Source organism: Pedococcus sp. P2_E5 (assembly GCF_056403895.1).
Window position 1 is genome coordinate 12,781 of sequence record NZ_JBFUEP010000049.1, and the last position, 21,495, is coordinate 34,275.

21 protein-coding genes are annotated in these 21,495 nt (G+C 71.1%); 8 read left to right on the forward strand and 13 right to left on the reverse strand.

Going from position 1 to position 21,495, the window contains the following annotated elements; all coding sequences use genetic code 11:
- Positions 1 to 25: 25 nt before the first annotated feature.
- Both AC1DVZ_RS15930 and mca read right to left on the reverse strand, forming a co-directional pair.
- The gene (locus AC1DVZ_RS15930; RefSeq protein WP_477619185.1) at positions 26 to 310 is read right to left on the reverse strand and encodes a hypothetical protein; all 285 of its coding nucleotides are present in this window, start codon (positions 308 to 310) and stop codon (positions 26 to 28) included.
- Positions 307 to 1,242 (reverse strand): mycothiol conjugate amidase Mca, encoded by a 936-nt coding sequence (mca, locus tag AC1DVZ_RS15935; RefSeq protein ID WP_477619186.1) that lies wholly within the window; start codon positions 1,240 to 1,242, stop codon positions 307 to 309. Before mca ends, AC1DVZ_RS15930 begins: the two co-directional genes overlap by 4 nt.
- A gap of 114 nt (positions 1,243 to 1,356) precedes the next feature.
- Between mca and AC1DVZ_RS15940 the strand changes: the two genes are divergently transcribed.
- The gene (locus AC1DVZ_RS15940) at positions 1,357 to 1,722 is read left to right on the forward strand and encodes a DUF4307 domain-containing protein (RefSeq protein WP_477619187.1); all 366 of its coding nucleotides are present in this window, start codon (positions 1,357 to 1,359) and stop codon (positions 1,720 to 1,722) included.
- On the opposite strand, the gene AC1DVZ_RS15945 is transcribed toward AC1DVZ_RS15940, so the two are convergent.
- The gene (locus AC1DVZ_RS15945) at positions 1,678 to 2,130 is read right to left on the reverse strand and encodes a hypothetical protein (protein WP_477619188.1); all 453 of its coding nucleotides are present in this window, start codon (positions 2,128 to 2,130) and stop codon (positions 1,678 to 1,680) included. The two genes, AC1DVZ_RS15940 and AC1DVZ_RS15945, sit on opposite strands and share 45 nt — an antisense overlap.
- A gap of 294 nt (positions 2,131 to 2,424) precedes the next feature.
- Here AC1DVZ_RS15945 and greA point away from each other — a divergent pair, with 294 nt between their 5' ends.
- Entirely contained in the window at positions 2,425 to 2,919 is a 495-nt protein-coding gene (greA, locus tag AC1DVZ_RS15950; RefSeq protein WP_477619189.1) for a transcription elongation factor GreA, read from the forward strand.
- 11 nt (positions 2,920 to 2,930) lie between these two features.
- On the opposite strand, the gene ilvA is transcribed toward greA, so the two are convergent.
- The 7 genes from ilvA to AC1DVZ_RS15985 all read right to left on the reverse strand — a co-directional run bounded on the left by ilvA (position 2,931) and on the right by AC1DVZ_RS15985 (position 10,317).
- Entirely contained in the window at positions 2,931 to 4,157 is a 1,227-nt protein-coding gene (gene ilvA / locus AC1DVZ_RS15955; protein WP_477619190.1) for a threonine ammonia-lyase, read from the reverse strand.
- Between the two features lie 62 nt (positions 4,158 to 4,219).
- Positions 4,220 to 5,077, reverse strand: a complete 858-nt coding sequence (locus AC1DVZ_RS15960; RefSeq protein WP_477619191.1) for an ABC transporter permease — start codon at positions 5,075 to 5,077, stop codon at positions 4,220 to 4,222.
- Positions 5,074 to 6,048 (reverse strand): ATP-binding cassette domain-containing protein, encoded by a 975-nt coding sequence (locus tag AC1DVZ_RS15965; protein ID WP_477619192.1) that lies wholly within the window; start codon positions 6,046 to 6,048, stop codon positions 5,074 to 5,076. The genes AC1DVZ_RS15960 and AC1DVZ_RS15965 overlap by 4 nt, the downstream gene beginning before the upstream one ends.
- A 178-nt stretch (positions 6,049 to 6,226) precedes the next feature.
- On the reverse strand, positions 6,227 to 7,546 hold the full coding sequence (locus AC1DVZ_RS15970; RefSeq protein ID WP_477619193.1) for a glutamate mutase L: 1,320 nt from the start codon (positions 7,544 to 7,546) through the stop codon (positions 6,227 to 6,229).
- A gap of 62 nt (positions 7,547 to 7,608) precedes the next feature.
- A complete protein-coding gene (locus AC1DVZ_RS15975) occupies positions 7,609 to 8,796 on the reverse strand; it encodes a cystathionine gamma-synthase (RefSeq protein WP_477619194.1) in 1,188 nt (395 codons plus the stop codon).
- Between the two features lie 10 nt (positions 8,797 to 8,806).
- Positions 8,807 to 9,304, reverse strand: coding sequence for an MOSC domain-containing protein (locus tag AC1DVZ_RS15980; RefSeq protein WP_477619195.1), 498 nt, complete (start codon positions 9,302 to 9,304; stop codon positions 8,807 to 8,809).
- On the reverse strand, positions 9,304 to 10,317 hold the full coding sequence (locus tag AC1DVZ_RS15985; protein ID WP_477619196.1) for a GNAT family N-acetyltransferase: 1,014 nt from the start codon (positions 10,315 to 10,317) through the stop codon (positions 9,304 to 9,306). The genes AC1DVZ_RS15980 and AC1DVZ_RS15985 overlap by 1 nt, the downstream gene beginning before the upstream one ends.
- A gap of 118 nt (positions 10,318 to 10,435) precedes the next feature.
- Between AC1DVZ_RS15985 and msrA the strand changes: the two genes are divergently transcribed.
- From msrA to AC1DVZ_RS16000, 3 genes are all read left to right on the forward strand, one after another.
- Entirely contained in the window at positions 10,436 to 11,158 is a 723-nt protein-coding gene (gene msrA, locus AC1DVZ_RS15990) for a peptide-methionine (S)-S-oxide reductase MsrA (RefSeq protein WP_477619205.1), read from the forward strand.
- 110 nt (positions 11,159 to 11,268) lie between these two features.
- Positions 11,269 to 11,757, forward strand: coding sequence for an N-acetyltransferase family protein (locus AC1DVZ_RS15995; RefSeq protein WP_477619197.1), 489 nt, complete (start codon positions 11,269 to 11,271; stop codon positions 11,755 to 11,757).
- An 81-nt stretch (positions 11,758 to 11,838) separates the two neighbouring features.
- A complete protein-coding gene (locus AC1DVZ_RS16000; RefSeq protein ID WP_477619198.1) occupies positions 11,839 to 12,738 on the forward strand; it encodes an ABC transporter substrate-binding protein in 900 nt (299 codons plus the stop codon).
- A gap of 37 nt (positions 12,739 to 12,775) precedes the next feature.
- On the opposite strand, the gene AC1DVZ_RS16005 is transcribed toward AC1DVZ_RS16000, so the two are convergent.
- Positions 12,776 to 14,152 (reverse strand): cystathionine beta-synthase, encoded by a 1,377-nt coding sequence (locus tag AC1DVZ_RS16005; RefSeq protein WP_477619199.1) that lies wholly within the window; start codon positions 14,150 to 14,152, stop codon positions 12,776 to 12,778.
- Between the two features lie 139 nt (positions 14,153 to 14,291).
- Here AC1DVZ_RS16005 and AC1DVZ_RS16010 point away from each other — a divergent pair, with 139 nt between their 5' ends.
- The 3 genes from AC1DVZ_RS16010 (at position 14,292) to AC1DVZ_RS16020 (ending at position 17,907) form a co-directional block, all read left to right on the forward strand.
- Entirely contained in the window at positions 14,292 to 15,497 is a 1,206-nt protein-coding gene (locus tag AC1DVZ_RS16010) for an SGNH/GDSL hydrolase family protein (RefSeq protein WP_477619200.1), read from the forward strand.
- Between the two features lie 41 nt (positions 15,498 to 15,538).
- Positions 15,539 to 16,762, forward strand: coding sequence for an acetyl-CoA C-acetyltransferase (locus AC1DVZ_RS16015; RefSeq protein ID WP_477619201.1), 1,224 nt, complete (start codon positions 15,539 to 15,541; stop codon positions 16,760 to 16,762).
- Between the two features lie 92 nt (positions 16,763 to 16,854).
- The gene (locus AC1DVZ_RS16020) at positions 16,855 to 17,907 is read left to right on the forward strand and encodes a DUF695 domain-containing protein (protein WP_477619202.1); all 1,053 of its coding nucleotides are present in this window, start codon (positions 16,855 to 16,857) and stop codon (positions 17,905 to 17,907) included.
- A gap of 153 nt (positions 17,908 to 18,060) precedes the next feature.
- On the opposite strand, the gene AC1DVZ_RS16025 is transcribed toward AC1DVZ_RS16020, so the two are convergent.
- Together AC1DVZ_RS16025 and glgP are read right to left on the reverse strand one after the other, a co-directional pair.
- Positions 18,061 to 19,455: an HNH endonuclease signature motif containing protein gene (locus AC1DVZ_RS16025; protein WP_477619203.1), complete on the reverse strand. Its 1,395-nt coding sequence runs from the start codon at positions 19,453 to 19,455 to the stop codon at positions 18,061 to 18,063.
- Between the two features lie 201 nt (positions 19,456 to 19,656).
- On the reverse strand, positions 19,657 to 21,495 hold a 1,839-nt coding region (gene glgP, locus AC1DVZ_RS16030), incomplete at its 5' end, for an alpha-glucan family phosphorylase (protein WP_477619204.1).

Genomic DNA, 21,495 nt, shown 5'->3' on the forward strand with positions numbered 1-21,495 from the left:
TCGGCGCCCCGCCGGGGACGGAGCGCTAGGTTCTGGGGTCCCCAGTCTGCTCTCCAGCGCCACCTTCGTCACCGGTGTCGGAGGGGCCTTCCGGCTGCTGCGCATCGCGCGCGCCGGCCCCATCCGTACGGGACTTCTTCGCGGCCGCCTCCGCCTCGACCTCTCGCTGGAGCTCCTCCGCGCGGTAGGACATCCGTCGCATCCTGGCGTTCATGTTGCGCATGAGGAGGTAGAGCGCGACGGCCAGCACGAAGAAGGCCACGAAGCCCCACAGGCCGGGCGAGACCATCGCCGACGGTGCACCGTTCACGACCTCACCTCGGCGCGCCCGTCGTAGGCGAGCTCCAGGTCGCTGCTCGTCGCGAGCTCGTCACCCGTGGCCGCGTCGGCAATGCCCGCGAAGAGGTCGTCCTCGACCGGCGTGATGGGCAGGTACGACAGGGCCGCCTCGAAGTCCTCGGTCGGCCAGACGCTCACCTGCATCTCGCGCGGGACGCGGAACCAGGCACCGTCCGGGTCGATCTGGGTGGCGTGCGCGAGCAGCGCCTGGTCGCGCTGGTCGAACCAGTCGGCGCAGTGCACGCGGGTGGTGATGGTGCGCGCCGTCTGCGGGTCCCAGTCCTTCAGCCAGTCGGCGTAGGGGCTCTCCACGCCCTGCGCCAGCAGCGCGTCGTGGAAGGCGACGTACTTGGCCCGGTTGTGCGAGTTGTAGTACAGCTTCAGCGGCTGCCACGGCTCACCCGCATGGGGGTATGCCGCGCCGTCGCCCGCCGCCGCGAAGGCCGCCATCGACACGGTGTGGGTCATGATGTGGTCGGGGTGGGGGTAGCCACCGTTCTCGTCGTAGGTGGTCACGACGTGGGGACGGAACCGGCGGATCTCGCGGACCAGCGCCTCGGTCGTCACCTCGATCGGCTCGAGCGCGAAGCACCCGTCCGGCAGCGGCGGCAACGGGTCGCCCTCGGGCAGTCCGGAGTCGACGAAGCCCAGCCAGGTGTGCTGGACACCGAGGATCTCCTGGGCGCGCTTCATCTCGTCACGGCGGACCTGCGCGAGGTCGCGCTCGATGTGGGGATCGCCCTTGAGCCGCGGGTTGAGCACGTCGCCCCGCTCGCCGCCCGTGCACGAGACCACGAGCACGTCATACCCGGTGGCGGCATACCTCGCCATCGTCGCCGCACCCTTGCTCGACTCGTCGTCGGGGTGCGCGTGCACCGCCATCAGTCGCAACCGGTCAGCCACCTGCACAACCTCATTCGTCCATCGTCGACAATCATTGTTCACAGTCAGTAGACATTGTCCGAAGCCGTCAGACATCCGGACCGCTTGCATCCTCTCACCCGCGGAAGGTCACCCATGCCGCTCCCCCGTCCCRCACCCGGCACCGGTCGCTGGTGGGTCATCGGCACGATCGGCTGCACCATCGGTGTCGCCCTCGCGGTCTGGCTCGGGCTGGCCAACAGCCTGGGCGCCGTCACGTGGACCGACACCGACTACAAGGTCCTCGACGACCGCAGCGTCCAGGTCGGCTTCGACGTGCACCGGTCCCCCGACCAGGCCGTCACCTGCACGGTCCAGGCGCAGGACACCGCGCACGGCGTCGTCGGGGTGCTCGAGGTCCAGGTGCCCCCGTCGTCCGATCGGTCGGTGCACCAGCAGGTGGTGGTCCGCACCGCGTCACGCGCGGTCGGCGGCAGCGTCCGCAGCTGCGCGGCCTCCTAGGCGCACCAGGGAGACCAGCCGAGCAAGGCCGAGCACGCCGACCGTCGTCGTCACCGCCAGCAGGAAGTACTGGAACACCGCGAGTCCGCGGGTGAGCTCGGCGTTGCCCAGGCCACCGTCGAAGAAGCCGGACACCACGCTGACGAGGCACGCCCCGGCCAGCAGGCCTGCTGCCGCGATGGCGACCCGCCCGCGCCCACGGGTGGCGAGCCAGACGAGCAGGACCTGGGCGAGGATCATCGGCACGGGCGCCGCCAGCAGGGCTTCCGGGCCCCAGGCCTCGCTCCAGGTGTTGACCCCGGCGCGGACTGCGAGCAGCCCGCCGGTGAGGTCCGTCGCCAGCAGCACCGCCATCGCGATCCGCAGACGGCGGGCTGAGAGTGCGGAGGCGGGGGTCTTCTCGGGCATGCTGGGTCTCCTGGGGTCGGGACGGGCATTTCCCGTCGGACAGCAGCGTGGCGGGGCCCACTTGGGGCCGACTTCGGAGTTGCTTGGAGTATGCCCGCCCCCACTGTCCACAGACTCGACGAAATGGACCCTTTCGAGCACCGCGATGTAGTCTTGTCCTTTCACCGAGCGGTCTGGACCCGACACTGCGCAGCCACTGAGAACGTGGTCGGGGTCCGGGCCGCTGTGCGTAGCACGAACCACCATCTCCGAGACGCGTCCGCGTCGGGCGGAGACCCAATCAAGGAGTACACCGTGAGCGAGACCGCGACCCCCACCGCGAGCTACCTGACCCAGGAGGCCTTCGACCGTCTGAAGGCCGAGCTGGACCAGCTCTCCGGCACCGGCCGTACGGAGATCGCCAAGAAGATCGAGGCCGCGCGCGACGAGGGCGACCTGAAGGAGAACGGCGGCTACCACGCAGCCAAGGAGGAGCAGGGCAAGATGGAGGCCCGCATCCGCCAGCTGACCCAGCTGCTCGAGAACTCCATCGTGGGCACCAAGCCGGCCGACGACGGCATCGTGGAGCAGGGCATGGTCGTGACCGTCGAGATGTTCGGCGAGGAGGTCGAGTTCCTGCTCGGCTCGCGCGAGATCGCCGACGGCACCGACCTCGAGGTCTACAGCGAGAAGTCGCCCCTCGGCGCTGCGATCAACGGCAAGAAGGTCGGCGACAAGGCGTCCTACAAGGCCCCCAACGGCAAGGTCATCCAGGTCCGCGTCAAGTCAGCGACGCCCTACACCGCCTGAGGGGATGCCGGTCAGCTGAACTTCAGCTGGTAGCCCTTGTCGCGGAGGGTGCGCAGGACCTCGTCGCAGTGTTCCCTGCCGCGGGTCTCGAGCTGCAACCCGATCTCGACCTCGTCGACGGTGATCGTGGTGCCCGTGCGGATGTGCTCGACCTCGAGGACGTTGGCGTCGACTGCAGCACAGTCGGCGAGCAGCTTGGCGAGGTGGCCGGGGCGGTCCGAGACCCGCACGCGGAACTGCAGGTAGCGTCCGGCTGCGGCCATGCCGTGCCGGATGATCCGCAAGAGCAGCAGGGGGTCGATGTTGCCGCCCGAGAGGACCGCCACGACCGGTCCGTCGAGCTGCTGCTGTCCGGCCCGGTCGAGCAGATGGGCCACCGCTGCGGCGCCTGCGGGCTCGACGACGAGCTTGGCGCGCTCGAGGACGAACAGCAGGGCCCGCGACAGCTCCTCCTCGCTGACCGTCTCGATCGCGTCGACGAGGTCGCGCACGAGGGCATAGGGCACGTCGCCCGGCATGCCGACGGCGATGCCGTCGGCCATCGTCTGCATGTTCTCGAAGGCCACGGGTCTGCCCGCCGCCAACGACAAGGGGTAGGCCGCGGCCTGCTCTGCCTGGACGCCGATGATCCGCACGTCGGGGCGAGCAGCCTTGACGGCGACGGAGATCCCGGCGAGCAGGCCCCCGCCGCCGGTGCTGACCACGATGGTCCGGACGTCCGGGCACTGGTCGAGGATCTCGAGCCCGGCGGTGCCCTGACCGGCCACGATGTCGCGGTGGTCGAAGGGGTGGATCAGGACCGCCCCGTTGCTCGCCTCCCAGGTGCGGGCCTTGACCAGGCACTCGTCGATCGTGGTACCGACCTGCTCGATGGAGGCTCCGTACGCCTTGGTCGCGAGCAGCTTGGGCATGGGCGCGCCATGGGGCATGTAGACCTTGACGTCGATCCCGAGCAGCTGTCCCGCCAGGGCCACACCCTGGGCGTGGTTGCCCGCGCTGGCCGCGACCACCCCCCGCGCCTTCTCCTCGTCGGAGAGCCTGGCCATCCGGGTGTAGGCGCCTCGGATCTTGAACGACCCGGCGCGCTGGAGGTTCTCGCACTTGAGGAAGACCTCGGCGCCGACCCGGTCGGACAACGCCCGGCTGTACTCGAGGGGCGTGGGACGGACGATGCCACTGAGCAGGTCCTGCGCAGCGCGCACGTCGTCGAGGGTGACAGACAGCGTCGGTGATGCCATGGCCGGAAGGCTAGTCCCTTCCACGGCACCCCGACGCCATCGGCGAGCCAGCCCTGCGCGCGTCAGCCCTGGGTGCGCTTGTTGAAGGCCCGGATGGCCAGGGGGGCGATGACCAGGGTCAGTCCGATCGTCCAGATCAGCGTCGTCACGACCGGGTGGTGCATCGGGAGCTGGGCATCTGCGGGCACCGGGATGTCGTTGCCCCACAGCTGGCGGACCGCCTGGACGAGCGACGAGATGGGGTTCCACTCGGCTATCACCCGCAACGCGTGCGGCATGTTGTCGGTCGGCGCAAAGGTGTTGGCCAGGAAGGTGATCGGGAACATGGTCGTGAACATCAGTCCGTTCACGGCCTCCACCGACCTCATCGCCGAGCCGACGAGGATGCCGATCCAGATCATCGCAAAGCCCCACAGCAGCAGCAGCGCATAGGCCAGCACCGCCTCGGCGAAGCTGCCCCGGATCCGCCAGCCGACGAACAGCCCGGTGACGGACATGACCAGGATGCCGATGCTGGAGTGCATCAGGCTGGAGATGCTCCGACCCACGAGCACGGCCGACGGGTTGATCGGCAGCGACCGCATCCGGTCGACGATGCCCTTGTCGATGTCGGCAGTGAGGCCGACGGCGACGATGAAGGACGCGAAGGCGATGGTCTGCCCCATGATCCCGCCCATCAGCCACTCCCGGTAGCCGGCGGGCGAGCCCTGCACCGCGATGGAGCCGCCGAACACGTAGGCGAACAGCAGGACGAACATCACCGGCTGGATGGTGACGTCCATCAGCATCTCGGGCATCCGCTTGATGTGGATGAGGTTGCGTCGCGTGATCGCCAGGGACTGCCGCAGGAGTCCGGTCGGCCTGATCTCGGGTCGGGCGATCCCACTGGCCGACTGCCGCGTGGTGGTGTCGGTGGTCATGACGCCTGCTCCTGGTCGGTGTCGGTGGCAACGTCCTCGGCCCGGTGGCCGGTGAGGTGGAGGAACACGTCGTCGAGGCTCGGCCGCTTCAGGCCGAGGTCGTCGAGCTCGATCGCACTGTCCTCGAAGATCGCGGCGATCCGCGTCATGTCACGCAGTCCCTCGGCCGGCGCGGTCAGCTGGCGCGCGGCCTCGTCGACGTGCACTTCGGAGACCCGTTGGCGCAACATCTCGGCAGCGGTCTGCAGGTCCTCGGCACGCGACACGGTGAGCACCAGGCTGGCCTTGCCACTGCGGTCCTTGAGCTCCAGCGGCGTGCCCTCGGCGATGATCTTGCCTCGGTCGATGACGACGATGCGGTCGGCCAGCTGGTCGGCCTCCTCGAGGTACTGCGTCGTGAGCAACAGCGTCGTGCCGTCCTTGACGAGCCCACGCAGGACCTCCCACAGCTCAACACGGCTGCGGGGGTCGAGCCCCGTGGTGGGCTCGTCGAGGAAGAGCACGGGCGGCGTGGCGATGAGGCTGACCGCGAGGTCGAGCCTGCGACGCATGCCACCGGAGTAGGTCTTGACCGTCCGGTCGGCCGCCTCCGTCAGCGAGAAGCGCTCCAGCAGGTCGGCGCCCGCCCCCTTGACGTAGGCCGACGACAGTCCGTAGAGCGAGCCGATCAGCCGCAGGTTCTCGCGACCGGTCAGGAGCTCGTCGACGGTGGCCGCCTGGCCGGTCAGACCCATGGACCGGCGCACCGCGTCGGGCTCGCGCAGCACGTCGTGCCCCGCGACCCTGGCCGTACCGCTCGTGGGCCTGGCCAGCGTCGTCATCATCCGCACCGTCGTCGTCTTGCCGGCGCCGTTGGGGCCGAGCAGTCCCAGCACCGACCCCTCGGGCACCGAGAAGCTCACGTCGTCGACGGCCGTCTGGTCGCCGAATCGCTTGACGAGGTGCTCGGCCTCGATCGCCAGGGAGGTCATGCCTCGACCCTAGGCCGGGGCTTGCTCGCACAACCAGTCATTTTCCAGTCCTCCGCTTCGCGCTATATCGCGTTTGTCCGAGACACGTTATATCGCGTCTTCCTTCCTGCCCGCAACCCTGCCCCACCACGTGCCGCACGCCCTGCCGCACCACACTCGCCCCGGCGCCTACTCGACGCTACGCCCCACCACCGACAACAGCCCTCGCCAGCTCGCGGGCGGCCGCCGGATGCCTCGCGCGCAGCAGGCCGACAGCAAAGAGCAGGTATGCCGTGTCGGTCACCAGGGCGGCCCCTCGAGGGACCTTCCAGCCGCCGGCGTGGTCGGTCGCCACCGACTCGAGCACCTCGCTGCACCCGGCGGCGGTGGCGTGCCGGAGCACCCCTCCCGAGCCGACCACGACCTGCACGTCGGCCAACGGCCGGGCTCCGGCACCCGGCCCCGGCGGGCGGGCGTGCCGCCGCGTCGCCACGACGGCGGCGGCCCGTGCGAGGGCCAGGTCCATCGCCCACTCGCCGCCGTCCAACGGCAGGTGACCGGTGTCGCGGACCAGGCGCGCGGCATACCCCTCGATGCCCGGGGGGAGGGGCACCTGCTCACGGTGGGCGGCCTCGACGATCCCCTCGGCGTTCCACCGCATGCCGAGGTCCGCCTCCACGGTGCGTGCGTGCCACAGCGGGGCGACGACGTCCTTGGCCAGTCCGGCGTCCTCTCCCTGCGGTCGCAGCGCGGAGTAGACGTCGGTGGTCGCTCCACCGATGTCGACCACCATGACGTCACCGTCGAGGTGGTCGGCGAGCACCGCGACCCCGTCGAGGACGGCGTCCGGCGTGGGAGCCTGCACCATCGCCGCGAAGTCCGGCCCCCTCGACAGGCCCTTGCCGCCGATGACGTGGTCGAGGAAGAACTGCCTGATCGCGGCGCGGGCAGGCTCGGGGACGATCACCCCGATGGCCGGCAGCACGTTGTCGGCCACGGTGAAGGAGCGCCCGGTCGAGGACAGGATCGCGACGACCTCGGCCTGGACGTCGGCGTTGCCGGCGACGACGACAGGTGCGCCGATGCGAGCCTTGGCCAGGCGAGATGCGTTGTGCAGCAACACTTCTGCGTTGCCTCCATCGGTGCCGCCCACCAGCAGGACGAGGTCGGGGCGGCTGTGCCTCAGCTCAGCGACGCCGGCACCCGACAACGGTCCCGACGTCACGTGGGACACCCGCGCGCCGGCACTCAGCCCTACGCGGTGGCCGGCCTGGGCGGTGACGTCGCGCTCGTAGCCCACGACGGCGAGCCGCAGACCGCCGCCCGCGCTCGAGCAGGCCAGCACCTCGTCGACGGCGCCGTGGACCTCGAGCTCCGCGCGCAGGGTGCGGTAGCCGTCGAGGACGTCGGTGCCGACCGTCGTCGGCGTGGAGGCCGTGGCGACGACCGACCCCAGCCCGTCGACGAGGACCGCCTTGGTGAAGGTCGACCCGAAGTCGACACAGAGCAGCTGCGCCATGTGCTTCGCCCCCGCCCGCTGGCCCGGTGCCCGGTCGCCCTGTGCCTGGTCGTCCGGCCGGCTCAGCCGAGCCGGTCGAGGGCCTGCTGCAGGTCGGCGATGAGGTCCTCGACGTCCTCGATCCCGACCGACAGGCGGATCAGGTCGGCCGGCACCTCGAGCTCGGTGCCCGCGACCGAAGCATGCGTCATGCGCGCAGGGTGTTCGATGAGGGACTCGACCCCTCCGAGCGACTCGCCCAGGGTCCAGAGCTGGGTCTCGCCGCAGACCTTGACCGCGACGTCTTCGCCGGCCTTGACCTGGAACGAGATCATGCCGCCGAACCGCTTCATCTGGCGCTTGGCGACCTCGTGACCCGGGTGGCTCACCAGCCCCGGGTAGTGCACGGCGCTGACGGCCGGATGCGCGAGCAGGAAGTCGACGACGCGCTCGGCGTTGTCGCTGTGGCGCTCCATGCGCAGCGCGAGCGTCTTGAGGCCACGCAGGACGAGCCAGGCATCCATCGGGCCGGCGACGGCACCCATCGAGTTCTGGTGCGTCGCAACGCGATCCACCGCGTCCTCGAAGCCTGGCACGCTGATGCCGTGGCCCACCACGACGGCGCCCCCGACGACGTCCGAGTGCCCTCCGCAGTACTTCGTCGTGGAGTGCGTGACGATGTCGGCCCCGAGCGACAGCGGCTGCTGGAGGTACGGCGACGCGAAGGTGTTGTCGACGACCAGGAGGGCGCCCGCCTCGTGCGCCACCTCGGCGAGGGCGGTGATGTCGGCGATGCCGAGCAACGGGTTGGTCGGCGTCTCGACCCAGACGATCTTGGTCAGTCCTGGGCGGATCGCGGCGCGCACCGACTCGACGTCGGCGATCTTGGCGATGGTGTGCTCGACGCCCCAGGTCGCCAGCACCGTGTTGAACAACCGGTACGTGCCGCCGTAGGCGTCGCTCGGCACGACGACGTGGTCCCCCGGCTTCAGCAGGGCGCGCAGGACGGTGTCCTGGCCCGCGAGGCCCGACGAGAACGCGAACCCGCGGGCGCCCCCTTCGAGGGCGGCGAAGCACTCCTCGAGGGCCGTGCGGGTCGGGTTGGCCGAGCGGCTGTACTCGTAGCCGCCGCGGAACCCACCGATCCCGTCCTGCTTGTAGGTGGAGACCTGGAAGATCGGGGTGATGACCGCACCGGTTCCGAGGTCGGGCTCCTGGCCCGCGTGGATCGCACGCGTGGAGAAGCCGTGGTTGCTGTTCTGGTCGCTCATGGGCGCAAGGCTAGCCGCCGCTCGGCGTCCCTCCCGGGGGCCCTTCCCCGGGGGCCTCCCGCACCACCGGGTCGCCCACCCGGACCACTCCGCCCTCCAGGATCCGGAACACCGTGCCAGCCCGCGCGTGCAGCGCCTTCATGGCCCCCGGCCCGATCAGGTCGTCCATCAGCCGGCACGGAGCCGCGGGTCGGACGACCTCGAGCAGTGCCTCCCCCATCCGGACGCGGGTCCCAGGGCGACCCGGCACGGGGCCACCGGACACCGTGATGTTGCGACGGGTGGCTCCGGGCTCCACGGGGGACCCCAGATCGCGGCTCGCCTCGGCCAGCCCCGCCGCCGACTGCACCGTGACGTGACGATGTCTCGACCCGTGGTAGCGGTCCCCCACCAGCCCGGCGCCGGCCTCCGCCACGACCGAGTCGACAGGTCTCATCGGCAGCTTGGTGGCCTTCGCGACGTGGATCGCCAGCACCGTCCCGAGATCGACGTCGAGCGGGTCGTCCATCACTGTGCGTCCACCTTCTGCCACTCGCGCATCATCGCGTCATGGACGTAGCCGAGCGCGTGGTTGACCGCCAGCATCGCCGCGTTGTCGTCGGCGTTCCAGGTGCGGACGCTCTTCGTGGCGGGCGACTCCTGCATGAGGGCGAGCGTGCCGGCGGCCTTCATGCGCAGGCCGAGTCGGTGCCCGCGGTGCTCGCGCATCACGAGGGTGTCCTGCTGGAACCCCACGACGGGGTTGTCGCGCGGCACCTGCACCTGGGTGTACCCGACGAGCTCGCCGGTGGCCTCGTGTATGGCGAAGGTGTCCACGATGCGCCGGCCCATGGCCCCGATCCGTTCGTACTCCGTGCGCACCCGCTCCTCGTCCCAGCGCTCCTCCTCGAGCTGGAGGTCGCCCATCGGGATGTCGGTGCTCATCCGCCGGCTCAGCTCCGCGCGACCCGGCAACCACTCGTCCGGTATGCCGTCCCAGCAGGTCTGCACGACATAGCCGTCCGCGTCGTCCCCGGCCAGCGCGACCTCCAGTCGAGGGCGGTCCGCCGGCAGGGACAGGGAGCTGCGCAGCACGGTCTGCGCACCGGCATACCCGTGGGCTGCGGCGAAGTCCTCGCCGTACTCGTCGCGCGCACCCACCCGCCACTGAGTCTCGGCGAGGAGGACGGAGCGACCGTGGTCGCGAGCGGCGGCCTCGGTGTGTTCGAGCAGCGCCGTGCCCACACCCCGGCGGCGGTGATGTGGGTGGACCACGACGATGACGATGGCCTGGGCCAGGTTGTCGTGCTGCGGCATCACGAGTGCGGCGGCGCCGACCACGGTCCCGGCGTCGTCCACGGCAGCCCACGAGATCCTGCGCCGGGCGGTGCTGCGACCCAGCTCGCGCAGCTCGTCGGCCGAGTGCGCGGAGTGGTCGGCTCCGAACTGGTCCCGGCCGTCGGCGGCGAAGATCTCCGCCCAAGCGTCGAAGAGCTGGCGCTGCGCGTCGTCCGGGTCCTCGATCAGGGTGGTGGTGACCATGGCCCCACCCTCCCCGAGAGGACGGCCCGAGGCCAGCGAGTTTGCCGGCGGCGCGTCATCGGACCGTAAGGTCCGGCCCCGGAACAGTCGTGGGGCGGGCCGCGTTGGACCAGTCGTGATATTCGGATCGCGCGCCAAGACCACCCTGCCCACCGCCGAGAACGCCCTGCGCGGACGCGAGACGCGTCCGTTCCACATCGCCGACGAGCACGTCGTCCTCCACACCCCGCTCGAGGGTCCGTGGCCCGACGGCACCGAGGTGCTCTACATCGCGATGGGCTGCTTCTGGGGCGCCGAGCGGATCTTCTGGCGCCTGCCCGGCGTCGTCACGACCGCGGCGGGCTACATGGGCGGCCTCACGCCGAACCCGACCTACGAGGAGACGTGCACGGGCCTGACCGGTCACGCCGAGGCGGTGCTGGTCGCCTACGACCCCGAGCAGACCACGCCCGAGCTGCTGCTCAAGGAGTTCTGGGAGAACCACGACCCCACCCAGGGAAACCGGCAGGGCAACGACATCGGCACGGCCTACCGGTCCGCCGTCTACTGGACCACCGCGGACCAGGAGCGCGCAGCCGAGGCGACGCGCGAGGCGTTCCAGAAGGTGTTGAGCGACAACGGGTTCGGCACGATCACCACCGAGCTGCGGTCGGCCGAGGACGCGGGCCAGTTCTACTACGCCGAGGACTACCACCAGCAGTACCTCTACAAGAACCCCGGCGGCTACTGCAACCACGGGCCCAACGGGATGACCTGCCCGGTCGGCCTGGTCAAGCAGGACCAGCTGCCCTCTCAGGAGAGCGTGCTGCGCGTCAACGACTCGAGCGACCTCGGCACCTGACTTGCGTGACAGCTCGCGCGGGACTGAAAGTAGCGATGGGGACTGAAGGTTCAGTCGCGGATGACCGGTTCGGTCGCCGCGGCGGTGGGCACACGGCATACGGTCGTGGCGTGCAGATCCGTGACATCACCGACACCGACCTCGACGCCTTCGTGCGGATCTTCCGCGAGGTAGTCGAGGCCGGTGAGACGTACGCCTATCCCGAGGGGCTGGACGACGCCCAGATCCGCGACCTGTGGTTCGAGCGTCCGCCCGGGCGCACCGTCGTCGCGGTCGACGACGACGGCACGCTGCTCGGCAGCGCCAAGATGGGGCCCAACCGACCGGGGCGCGGCTCCCACATCGGCACGGCGAGCTTCATGGTGGGGTCGGCGGCACGGGGCAAGGGCGTCGGGCGCGCCCTGGCCGAGGACATGGTCGCGTGGCACCGGCGCGAGGGCTTCGCGGCCATCCAGTTCAACGCGGTCGTCGAGACCAACACCGCTGCCTTGCGGCTGTGGCGGGACCTGGGCTTCAGGATCCTCGCAACAGTCCCAGCAGCCTTCGAGTCCAGGATCCACGGACGAGTGGGCTTGCACCTGATGCTGCTGGAGCTCTGACGTCGGCGGGCGGCGGGACAGCGACTGACACCTTCGCGGCCACGACGCCCTCCCCGCGCAGGCCCGCGTAGGGTCTGGTCCGTGCGCATCGTGTCCCTGCTCCCCTCGACGACGGAGATCCTCTTCGCCATCGGGGCAGGCGACGAGGTCGTCGGCGTCACCTTCGAGTGCGACACCCCGGTGGAGGCCCGCACGCGCACGATCGTCTCGACCACTGCCATCCCGGAAGGCTTGTCGCCCCGCGACATCGACGCGTTCGTGACCCGGGCGATGGCCGCCGGCGAAGACCTCTACCACCTCGACGCGGGCGCCCTGGGCGCCCTGGGCGCCCTGGACGCGGACCTGGTGGTCACCCAGGACCTGTGTGCCGTCTGCGCGGTCGACGTGTCGGTGGTCGACGACGCGCTCGCCTACCTCGGGTGCCGGGCCGAGGTCCTGACGATCGACCCGCACACCCTCGACGAGGTCCTCGACTCGGTCACCACCCTCGGCGCCGCCACCGGCTGCGAGGGCGCCGCCAGCCGGCTCGTGGCCGGCCTGCGCCAGCGCCTGTATGCCGTGGAGCAGGCCGTGCGCGACGCGCCCCGTCCGCGGGCCCTGGTCCTCGAGTGGACCGATCCCGCCTTCGCCCCGGGGCACTGGGTGCCCGAGATGGTGACGCTGGCCGGTGGCGTCAACGCGCTCGGCGATGCCGGCGAGAAGTCGGTCCGGGTGACCTGGGAAGCGGTCCGGGAGAGCGCCCCGGAGGTCGTCGTGTGCGCGCCCTGCGGCTACGACCTGGAGGGCTCGGTCGCGTTGGCACGCAAGGCGATCGACGACGGCGAGCTGCCACCCGGCATACCTGTCTGGGCAGTCGACGCGAACGCGAGCTTCGCGCGCCCCGGACCGCGCCTCGTCGACGGCGTCGAGGCGCTGGCCGGCATCCTGCACCCGGGCGCGACGCAGCCGCCGCACCCGGAGATGGCGCGACGGCTGCGGTAGAGCTGCTGCGGTAAGGCTCCTGCGCGAGGACCGAGCGCTAGTCGACCAGGGCGATGAGCAGGTCGGCGCGGGTCAGCACACCGACCGGCTTGCCGTCCTCGACGACCATGATGGCGTCGGCCTTCTCGAGCTCGTGGCGGGCGACCGAGACGGGCTCGCCCGCACCGACGAGGGGCAGCGCGGCCTCCATGTGCTTCTCGACCGAGTCGGTGAGGTGCGCGGAGCCGTTGAACAGCGCCTCGAGCAGGGCCCGTTCGCTGACCGACCCGGCCACCTCGCCGGCCATGACGGGCGGTTCGGCCTTGACGACCGGCATCTGCGACACGGAGTACTCGTGCAGGATCTCGATGGCGTCGCGCACGGTCTCGGTGGGGTGCGTGTGGACGAGGGCGGGCATGTCGCCGGCCTTCTTGTGCAGCAGCTCGCCGACGGTGCTCTGGTCGACGGACCGCATGAAGCCGTAGGAGCTCATCCAGTCGTCGTTGAAGATCTTGGACATGTAGCCGCGGCCGCTGTCGGGCAGCAGCACGACGACCACGGCCTCGGCGGGCAGGTCCTGCGCCGCGCGCAGGGCGGCGACGACGGCCATGCCGCAGGAGCCACCCACGAGCAGGCCCTCCTCCTTGGCGAGGCGGCGCGTCATCTCGAACGAGTCGGCGTCGCTGACCGCGATGACCTCGTCGACGACCTTGGGGTCGTAGGCCGTCGGCCAGAAGTCCTCACCGACGCCCTCGACGAGGTAGGGCCGGCCGGTGCCGCCCGAGTAGACCGAACCCTCGGGGTCGGCGCCGATGACCTGGACGCGTCCGCCCTCGCGGGTGTCGGACACCTCACGCAGGTAGCGGCCGGTGCCGGTGATCGTGCCACCGGTGCCGACGCCGGCGACGAAGTGGGTCACCCGGCCGTCGGTGTCGCTCCAGATCTCGGGGCCGGTGGTCTCGTAGTGGGAGGCGGGTCCCATGGGGTTGGCGTACTGGTTGGGCTTCCAGGCGCCGTCGATCTCGCGCACGAGGCGGTCGGACGTCTCGTAGTAGGAGTCCGGGTGGTCGGGAGCCACGGCGGTCGGGCAGACCACGACCTCGGCGCCGTAGGCCTTGAGCACGTCGCGCTTGTCCTGGCTGACCTTGTCGGGGCACACGAACACGCACTTGTAGCCCCGGCGCTGGGCCACGAGCGCCAGACCCACGCCGGTGTTGCCGGAGGTCGGCTCGACGATGGTGCCGCCGGGCTTGAGCTCGCCGGAGGCCTCGGCCGCCTCGACCATCTTCAGCGCGATGCGGTCCTTCACGGACCCACCCGGGTTCATGTACTCGACCTTGGCCAGGATCGTCGCGGCGACCCCTTCGGTGACCGAGTTCAGCTTGACGAGGGGCGTGTTCCCGACGAGGTCGGCGATGTGCTCTGCGTACTTCACCAGCCCATCCTCTCAGATGCTGGACAACGCCCCGGACGGCCGTCGGGCGGCATCACGGTCCTCTCCCTGTCCTCTCCCACAGGTGGTGGATCCCTTCCGAAGACCCCCGGCGCACCATCGGAGGGGGAGGGGGCACACCATGTCATGGACAGCCGTTAACGTCAGGGAGACCAGCGAGGAGAGAGGACTGCCGATGGGCCGGGCTCGACGCGCACGCAAGATCGCGGCCACCGCTGCCTACGGCGGTGGCGGCCTCGCTGCGGGCATCGGCGCGCTGGGCGCGCTGGGCTACGGCGTGCTCAAGGCCGAGGCCAAGGTGGCCCGCCGGCTCGTCGGCCAGCCCTTCGACGGGTCGCCAGACGACAACGGCACCTATGGCGCCGGCGTGGGCGAGCCGGTCGAGCTCGTCGTCCTCGGCGACTCCTCCGCCGCGGGGATGGGCGCGGACAACCGCTACCAGACGGTCGGCGCCATCATCGCCAACGGTGTCTCCGCACTCACCGGTCGACCGGTCCACCTCACCAACACGGCGGTCGTGGGCTCCGAGTCCTCCGGGCTGGAGCTCCAGCTCGCCAACGCCCTGGACCAGGTCGCACGCCCCCACGTCGCCGTCATCATGATCGGCGCCAACGACGTCACGCACCGCATCGACAAGGCGGTAGCGGTCCGCCACCTCGAGACGACGGTGCGGGCGCTGCGGGCGCTGGGCACCGAGGTCGTCGTCGGCACCTGCCCCGACCTGGGGACCATCCAGCCGATCCCCCAGCCACTCCGGCTGATCGGGCGGCGCTGGTCGCGCGACCTGGCAGCCGCCCAGACCGTCGCGGTGGTCGAGGCCGGTGGTCGCACCGTGTCGCTCGGCGACCTGCTCGGTCCCGAGTTCGCCGAACGCCCCCACGAGATGTTCAGCGCCGACCGGTTCCACCCCTCCCCCGCCGGCTACGCCCGCGCCGCCTCCGCGCTGCTGCCCAGCGTCTATGCCGCCTTGGGAGTGTGGTCGGGCGAGCGGTTCGAGGACCGCGCCCCCGACACCCGCCGTGGTGAGGGCGTGGGTCCGGTGGCCGTGGCAGCGGTGTACGCCGTGCGCGACCCGGGCACAGAGGTGAGCGCCACCCAGATCGCCGGCCAGAGCCGTGGCCCCCGCGGTCGATGGGCCATGCTGCTGCGTCGCCCCCACAACCCGGTGCCCGACCGCCACGAGCCGGGAGACGGTGCGGCAGGGGTCCCGACCGACGCCGCGACCCCGTCCTCGGACACGTCCCCGGCCCCGTTCGCTGCCCGGTCCGGCGAGAGCAAGGACACACCCACGGACCCAGCCACACGGCATACCATCGAGGCTGACTAAGCGACCGCTTATCTCGCGGCCGCTCGACGAGGAGGAATCCCGTGACCGAAGCCGTCATCGTCTCGACCGCCCGCACGCCCATCGGGCGCGCGTTCAAGGGCTCGCTCAAGGACATGCGTCCCGACGACCTGTCCGTGCAGGTGATCAGTGCCGCGCTGGCCAAGATCCCCGAGCTCGACCCGCGTCTGGTCGAGGACCTCTACTGGGGCTGCGCCGAGCCGTCGGGTCGACACGGTTCCAACATGGCCCGGGTCATCGCCGTGCTGGCCGGCTTCGACGGGCTGCCGGGCTCCACGATCAACCGGTTCTGCGCCTCGTCGGTGCAGACGACGCGGATGGCCTACCACGCGATCAAGGCCGGCGAGGGCGACATCTTCATCTCCGGTGGAGTCGAGTGCGTCTCGCAGTACACCAGCTGGGCCGGGGCCGGCGGCTCGTCGGGTGACGACCAGAACCCCCGGTTCGCCGGGTCCGCCGCCCGCAGCGAGCAGATCGCCACGAGCAACGAGACCTGGTCCGACCCGCGCGAGCAGGACCTGCTGCCCGACGTGTACCTGTCGATGGGGCAGACCGCGGAGAACGTCGCGACGCTGCGTGGCATCTCGCGCGAGCGCCAGGACGAGTGGGGTGTCAGCAGCCAGAACCGCGCCGAGAAGGCCATCGCCGACGGGTTCTTCGAGCGCGAGATCGCCCCGGTGACCCTGGGCGACGGCAGCGTCGTCAGCAAGGACGACGGTCCGCGGGCAGGGGTGACGCTCGAGGCGCTGCAGGGGCTCAACCCGGTGTTCCGCGAGCAGGGCACCATCACCGCCGGCAACTGCTGCCCGCTCAACGACGGCGCCGCCGCGGTGGTCGTCATGAGCGACACCAAGGCCAAGGAGCTGGGCCTGACGCCGCTGGCCCGCGTGGTGTCGACCGGCGTCTCCGGCCTGTCCCCCGAGATCATGGGCCTGGGCCCCGTCGAGGCGTCTCGCCAGGCGCTCGCCCGCGCCGGTATGACCATCGGCGACCTCGACCTCTACGAGATCAACGAGGCGTTCGCGGCGCAGGTGCTGCCGTCGGCCGACGACCTCGGCATGGACTTCGACAAGCTCAACGTGCATGGCGGGGCGATCGCGCTCGGCCACCCCTTCGGCTCGACCGGTGCGCGGATCACGACGACGCTGCTCAACGGCCTGGCTGCCCGTGACGGCCAGTTCGGCCTCGAGACCATGTGCGTCGGCGGTGGCCAGGGCATGGCCATCATCTACGAACGCCTCAGCTGAGGTTCGGCCGAGAGGCCCGGATTCCTCCACGGTTCGACTTCTGGACTTGGAATCCGGGCCTCTCGCGTGCCCCCACGCGCAAGACTGTCCTCATGGGGATCTTCCGTCGCAGCAAGGACCGTGACGACCGCGGCGCGCAGGGCACGCAGGAGTCGATCGATGCCTTCTGGTCGTGGTGGGCCGCCGAGGGGAGGGCCCTGGCGGAGGACAGCATCGGCGGCGGCGGCAACGACGCCCTGGTGACGCAGATGAGCCGTGGGGTCTCCGGCATCCATCCCGGCCTCGCCTGGGAGCTCAGTCCAGGGTCGGCGGCCAAGCACTGCCTCGTCGTGAGTCCGGAGGGCGACGCCGCCCTTCGCGCCCCCGCCCGTCGCTGGCTCAAGGCCGCTCCGGACGCCGATGCCACGTGGGAGTTCGCGGACTCGCGGCAGGCCAACCCGGACGCGGAGTCCCTCGAGCTCGAGATCGGCGGGCACCGCATCGCCTTCGCCGACGTGGTGGTCGGCGCGCGGCGGGAAGGTCACCGCGTCGACGTCAGCGTTCACCACCCGGCCTTTCCCACCCTGGACGAACACAGCCGGATCACCGTGACGTTCCTCGCCCTCGACAACGCCCTGGGCGAGACCGACGTGGAGCTGTGGGTCGGAGAGGTCTCGCCCGCGCTGGTCGCCCCCCTCGACGGGTTCGGGCTGACCGGTCTGCGCGCGGTCGTGCGCGACCTCAAGGCGGAGAACACTGACGCGCAGGGCAGGCCCGGCTGGGCGATCCTGAGCGGGGACGGCGAGGGTGGGCCGGTCCTTGCCATGACCCAGGTCCCGCTCGCGTCGGCGACCGCGCCGGAACTCGACACCCATGCCGCCGTCGTCGTCCCCTACGACGACCAGACCGAGCGGGGCCTGCCGGGAGAGGACGCGCTGGCCGCGCTGCGGACCCTCGAGGACTCGATCACCGAAGGTCTCGGCGACACCGGCAGGGTGGTCGCGCACCAGTCGCAGGCGGGGGTGCGGGTCCTGCACGTCTACCTCGACGGGGCCGCGGACGCCGTCCCGCTGCTGGCCAGCATCTGCGACCCCTGGCCGCAGGACGTGCGGATCCGGGTCACCCCGGATCCCGGGTGGGCCAACGTCGCCCACCTGCGCACCTGAGCGGCCAACGACGCGCTGGGTCGGTTCGATGTGCGCCGGTCAGTCCAGGTCGGGGCCGCAGGCGACCCTGCCGGTGAAGCGGGTGCTCGATCCGCCCGTCCGCCGGTGGGCAGGCCAGCGGGCCCGCCGGGTGCGGCGGGCTGTGGGGCGCGGTCATGGTCGCCAGGGCGGGGCCCCTGCCACGCCGTCGACGGCGCTCCGCCCGCCGGCGGCTGTCTCCAGCTCGCCCCACACGTCATAGGACCGGATCGCCGGCGACTCTGCGAAGCCGGAACCCCCGCCCGCGCCCGCGCTCGATAGCTCCGCGAGCCAGTGGTCGTAGGCGCCGGGTGTCAGGTCCCACCGGACCCGCCCGTCGACGAGTTCGGCGTGGTAGCCCTTGCGGTGCACGATCGTGTGGTGCCGCCCGCACAGCAGGGCGGCGTTCCCCAGGTCGGTGGGACCGCCGTCGGCCCAGTGCCGCAGGTGATGACCGTCGCACCAGGACGCCGGCACGGTGCAGCCGGGGAAGGTGCACCCGCCGTCGCGCAGCCACAACGCCCGCAGCTGGGCGGAGGTGAACAGCCGGAACCGGCGGCCCAGGTCCAGGATCTGACCGTCCTTGCCCAGCACCACCGGCACCACCCCCGCGTCACACGCGACCCGCCGGGCCGTCTCGGGGCCGATCAGGGTGCCGGCCTCCCCCGAGGCGAACACGGTCGCGGCGTTCGACCGGGCCACCAGGTCCTCCAGGGTCACGGTCACGAACAGCTCGGCCTTGGGGGTGGTGGCCACCCCGTCCGCCGAGGCGACCCCGCGGCGCACCACCTCCAGCAGCGCGTCCATCCGCCGCTGCCCCGAGGGCCGCCGGTCCGGCTCACCATCGCCCGGGCGCGGCGCCGACAGCCCCTGCACCGCGGCCTCGATCGTCGCCTTCGCCTCGGCGTCCACCACCATCGTGTACTCGAACAGCCCGGTCCCCTCCGCGAACGGCTGGGACAGGCTGCGGTGTTCCTGGGCGCGGTCCTGCTCGGCCTGGAACTCCCCCTCGGCGCCGTACCTGGCGACCAGCCGCTCCCGCAAACCGCGCACRTCCGTGGGCCGCCCCCACGACGCCACCTCGACCAGCCCGTCCAGCACCGGCCCSTCCGCMCCCACCGCCAGCCGCGGGCTCAGCCGCTCGAACTCCTCGACCACCACCGCCGCCGTGACCAGCGGCACCCGCGCCTCGCGCACCGCGCCCACCAGCGCGGCATACCGGTCGTCGCCGGCGGTCTCRGCCACCCGCACCACCCGCGCCGACCCRCCCGCCCGCAGCGACGGGGAATGGTCCAGCAACCACGCCGACGCACCGCACCGGCCAGCCCCRGCCTCACCGCGGTCGACAGCCTCACGCACCACCTCCACCCGCGCSGCGTCCACSCGCGCACCCAGCTSGTCGAGCAGGCCCGCGAACCCACCCAGCTCGGCACCCCCGGCGGACCACAACTCAGCATCGACCCCGGCCAGGGCGACACACGCCAGCTCCACCGCCGCGCGGCGCTCCTCGAACGACATCCCCCCGGACATGAAACCAACCTAACAACCACCTCTGACAACGCACCGAATCGCGAAACCCGTTGCACCGCAACCCGATACGGCACCGACACGGCGCCGATACGGCGCCAGTTGTCCACACTTGACCCGGACATGGGTATGCCGCGTGCGGACGTCCGCACGCGGCATACCTTGCTGCTGTTGGCTTGGCCGTTGGTGAGGCCGGGGAACGCGTCAGGCGTTGGCGACCAGGCCGAGCTCGCTGGTGCTGGCCAGGCCCGAGTGCTTCGGAAGCACTCGGACGGTGTAGCCGAACGAGCCGGTGCGGGCCAGCGCGAGGTCGCCCGCGAACTGGTGGCGGCCACCCTCGTAGGACTCGACGGCCACAAGGGACTGGGTGTCGACGTCGCTGAGGTCGTCGCTGTAGTGGGCGTTTCCGTGCACGATCTGCACGTCGACCTCGTCCGGTGTCAGGGCACCGAGCGAGACGTAGGCCCGCACGTGCAGGGTCTCCCCGATCTGCGGGCTGTCCGAGACACCCGAGGACTCGACGTGGTCGACGTGGACGGACGGCCAGGCGGCCTTGACCTTGGCCTTGTAGGCCGCCAGGTCGCGGGCCCCGACGAAGGTCTCGCCGTTGAGGGCCCAACCGGCTCGCGCAGCGGGACCGTAGAGCCGGGTCGTGTAGTCGCGCACCATCCGGCTGGCCAGGACCTTGGGCCCGAGCGTCGCCAGCGTGTGGGTGATCATCGAGATCCAGTTCTGCGGCAGGCCCTCGGCGTCGACGTCGTAGAACCTGGGGGCGACCGAGTTCTCGATGAGGTCGTAGAGCGCGGACGCCTCGATGTCGTCGCGGCGCTCGGGGTCGTCGACACCGTCAGCCGTCGGGATGGCCCAGCCGTTCTCGCCGTCGAACCACTCGTCCCACCAGCCGTCGAGGATGGAGAGGTTGAGGCCACCGTTGAGGGCGGCCTTCATGCCCGACGTGCCGCACGCCTCGAAGGGGCGCAGCGGGTTGTTGAGCCAGACGTCGCAGCCCGGGTAGAGGTACTGCGCCATCGCGATGTCGTAGTTCGGGAGGAACACGATGCGGTGGCGGATCTCCGGGTCGTCGGCGAAGCGGACCATCTGCTGGATGAGCTGCTTGCCGGTCTCGTCCGCGGGGTGGGACTTGCCGGCGATGACGAGCTGGATCGGGCGCTTCGGGTCGAGCAGCAGCCGCTTGAGTCGCGCGGGGTCGCGCAGCATCAGGGTGAGCCGCTTGTAGGTCGGCACGCGGCGGGCGAACCCGATGGTCAGCACGTCGGGGTCGAGGATGTCGTCGACCCAGCCGAGCTCGGCCGGGCTGGCGCCACGCTTGGTCCACGACGACTTCGTGCGGCGGCGCGCCTCGACGACGAGCTGCTCGCGCATGTCGCGCTTGGTCGCCCAGATGGCGTCACGGGGAACGTCACCGATGCGGTCCCAGGCATTGTCGCGCTCGATGTCGGTGGTGCCCAGGTGCTTCGCGGCGACCTCGTAGACCTTGCGGTCCACCCAGGTGCCGGCGTGGACACCGTTGGTGACACTGGAGATCGGGACCTCGTCGTCATCGAAGCCCGGCCACAGGCCGTCGAACATCTCACGGCTGACCACACCGTGCAGCTGGGAGACGCCGTTGGCCCGCTGCCCGAGGCGCAGGCCCATGACGGCCATGTTGAACATGCCGGGCTGGCCGCCCGGGTAGTCCTCGGCGCCCAGGGTGAGGAGCCGCTCCACGGGAACGCCCTCGACAGCGAGGTCGCCGCCGAAGTGGCGCGTGATGAGGTCGGCCTCGAACCGGTCGATGCCCGCGGGGACCGGGGTGTGGGTCGTGAACACGGTCGCGGCACGGACGGCCTCGAGGGCCTCGTCGAAGCTGAGCCCCGCCGACTGCGTCAGCTCGTGGATCCGCTCGACGCCGAGGAAGCCGGCGTGCCCTTCGTTGGTGTGGTAGACGTCCGGCACCGGCGCACCGGTCAGTCGCGACCACAACCGCAGCGCACGGACGCCGCCGATGCCGAGCAGCATCTCCTGCTGGAGCCGCTGTTCGCC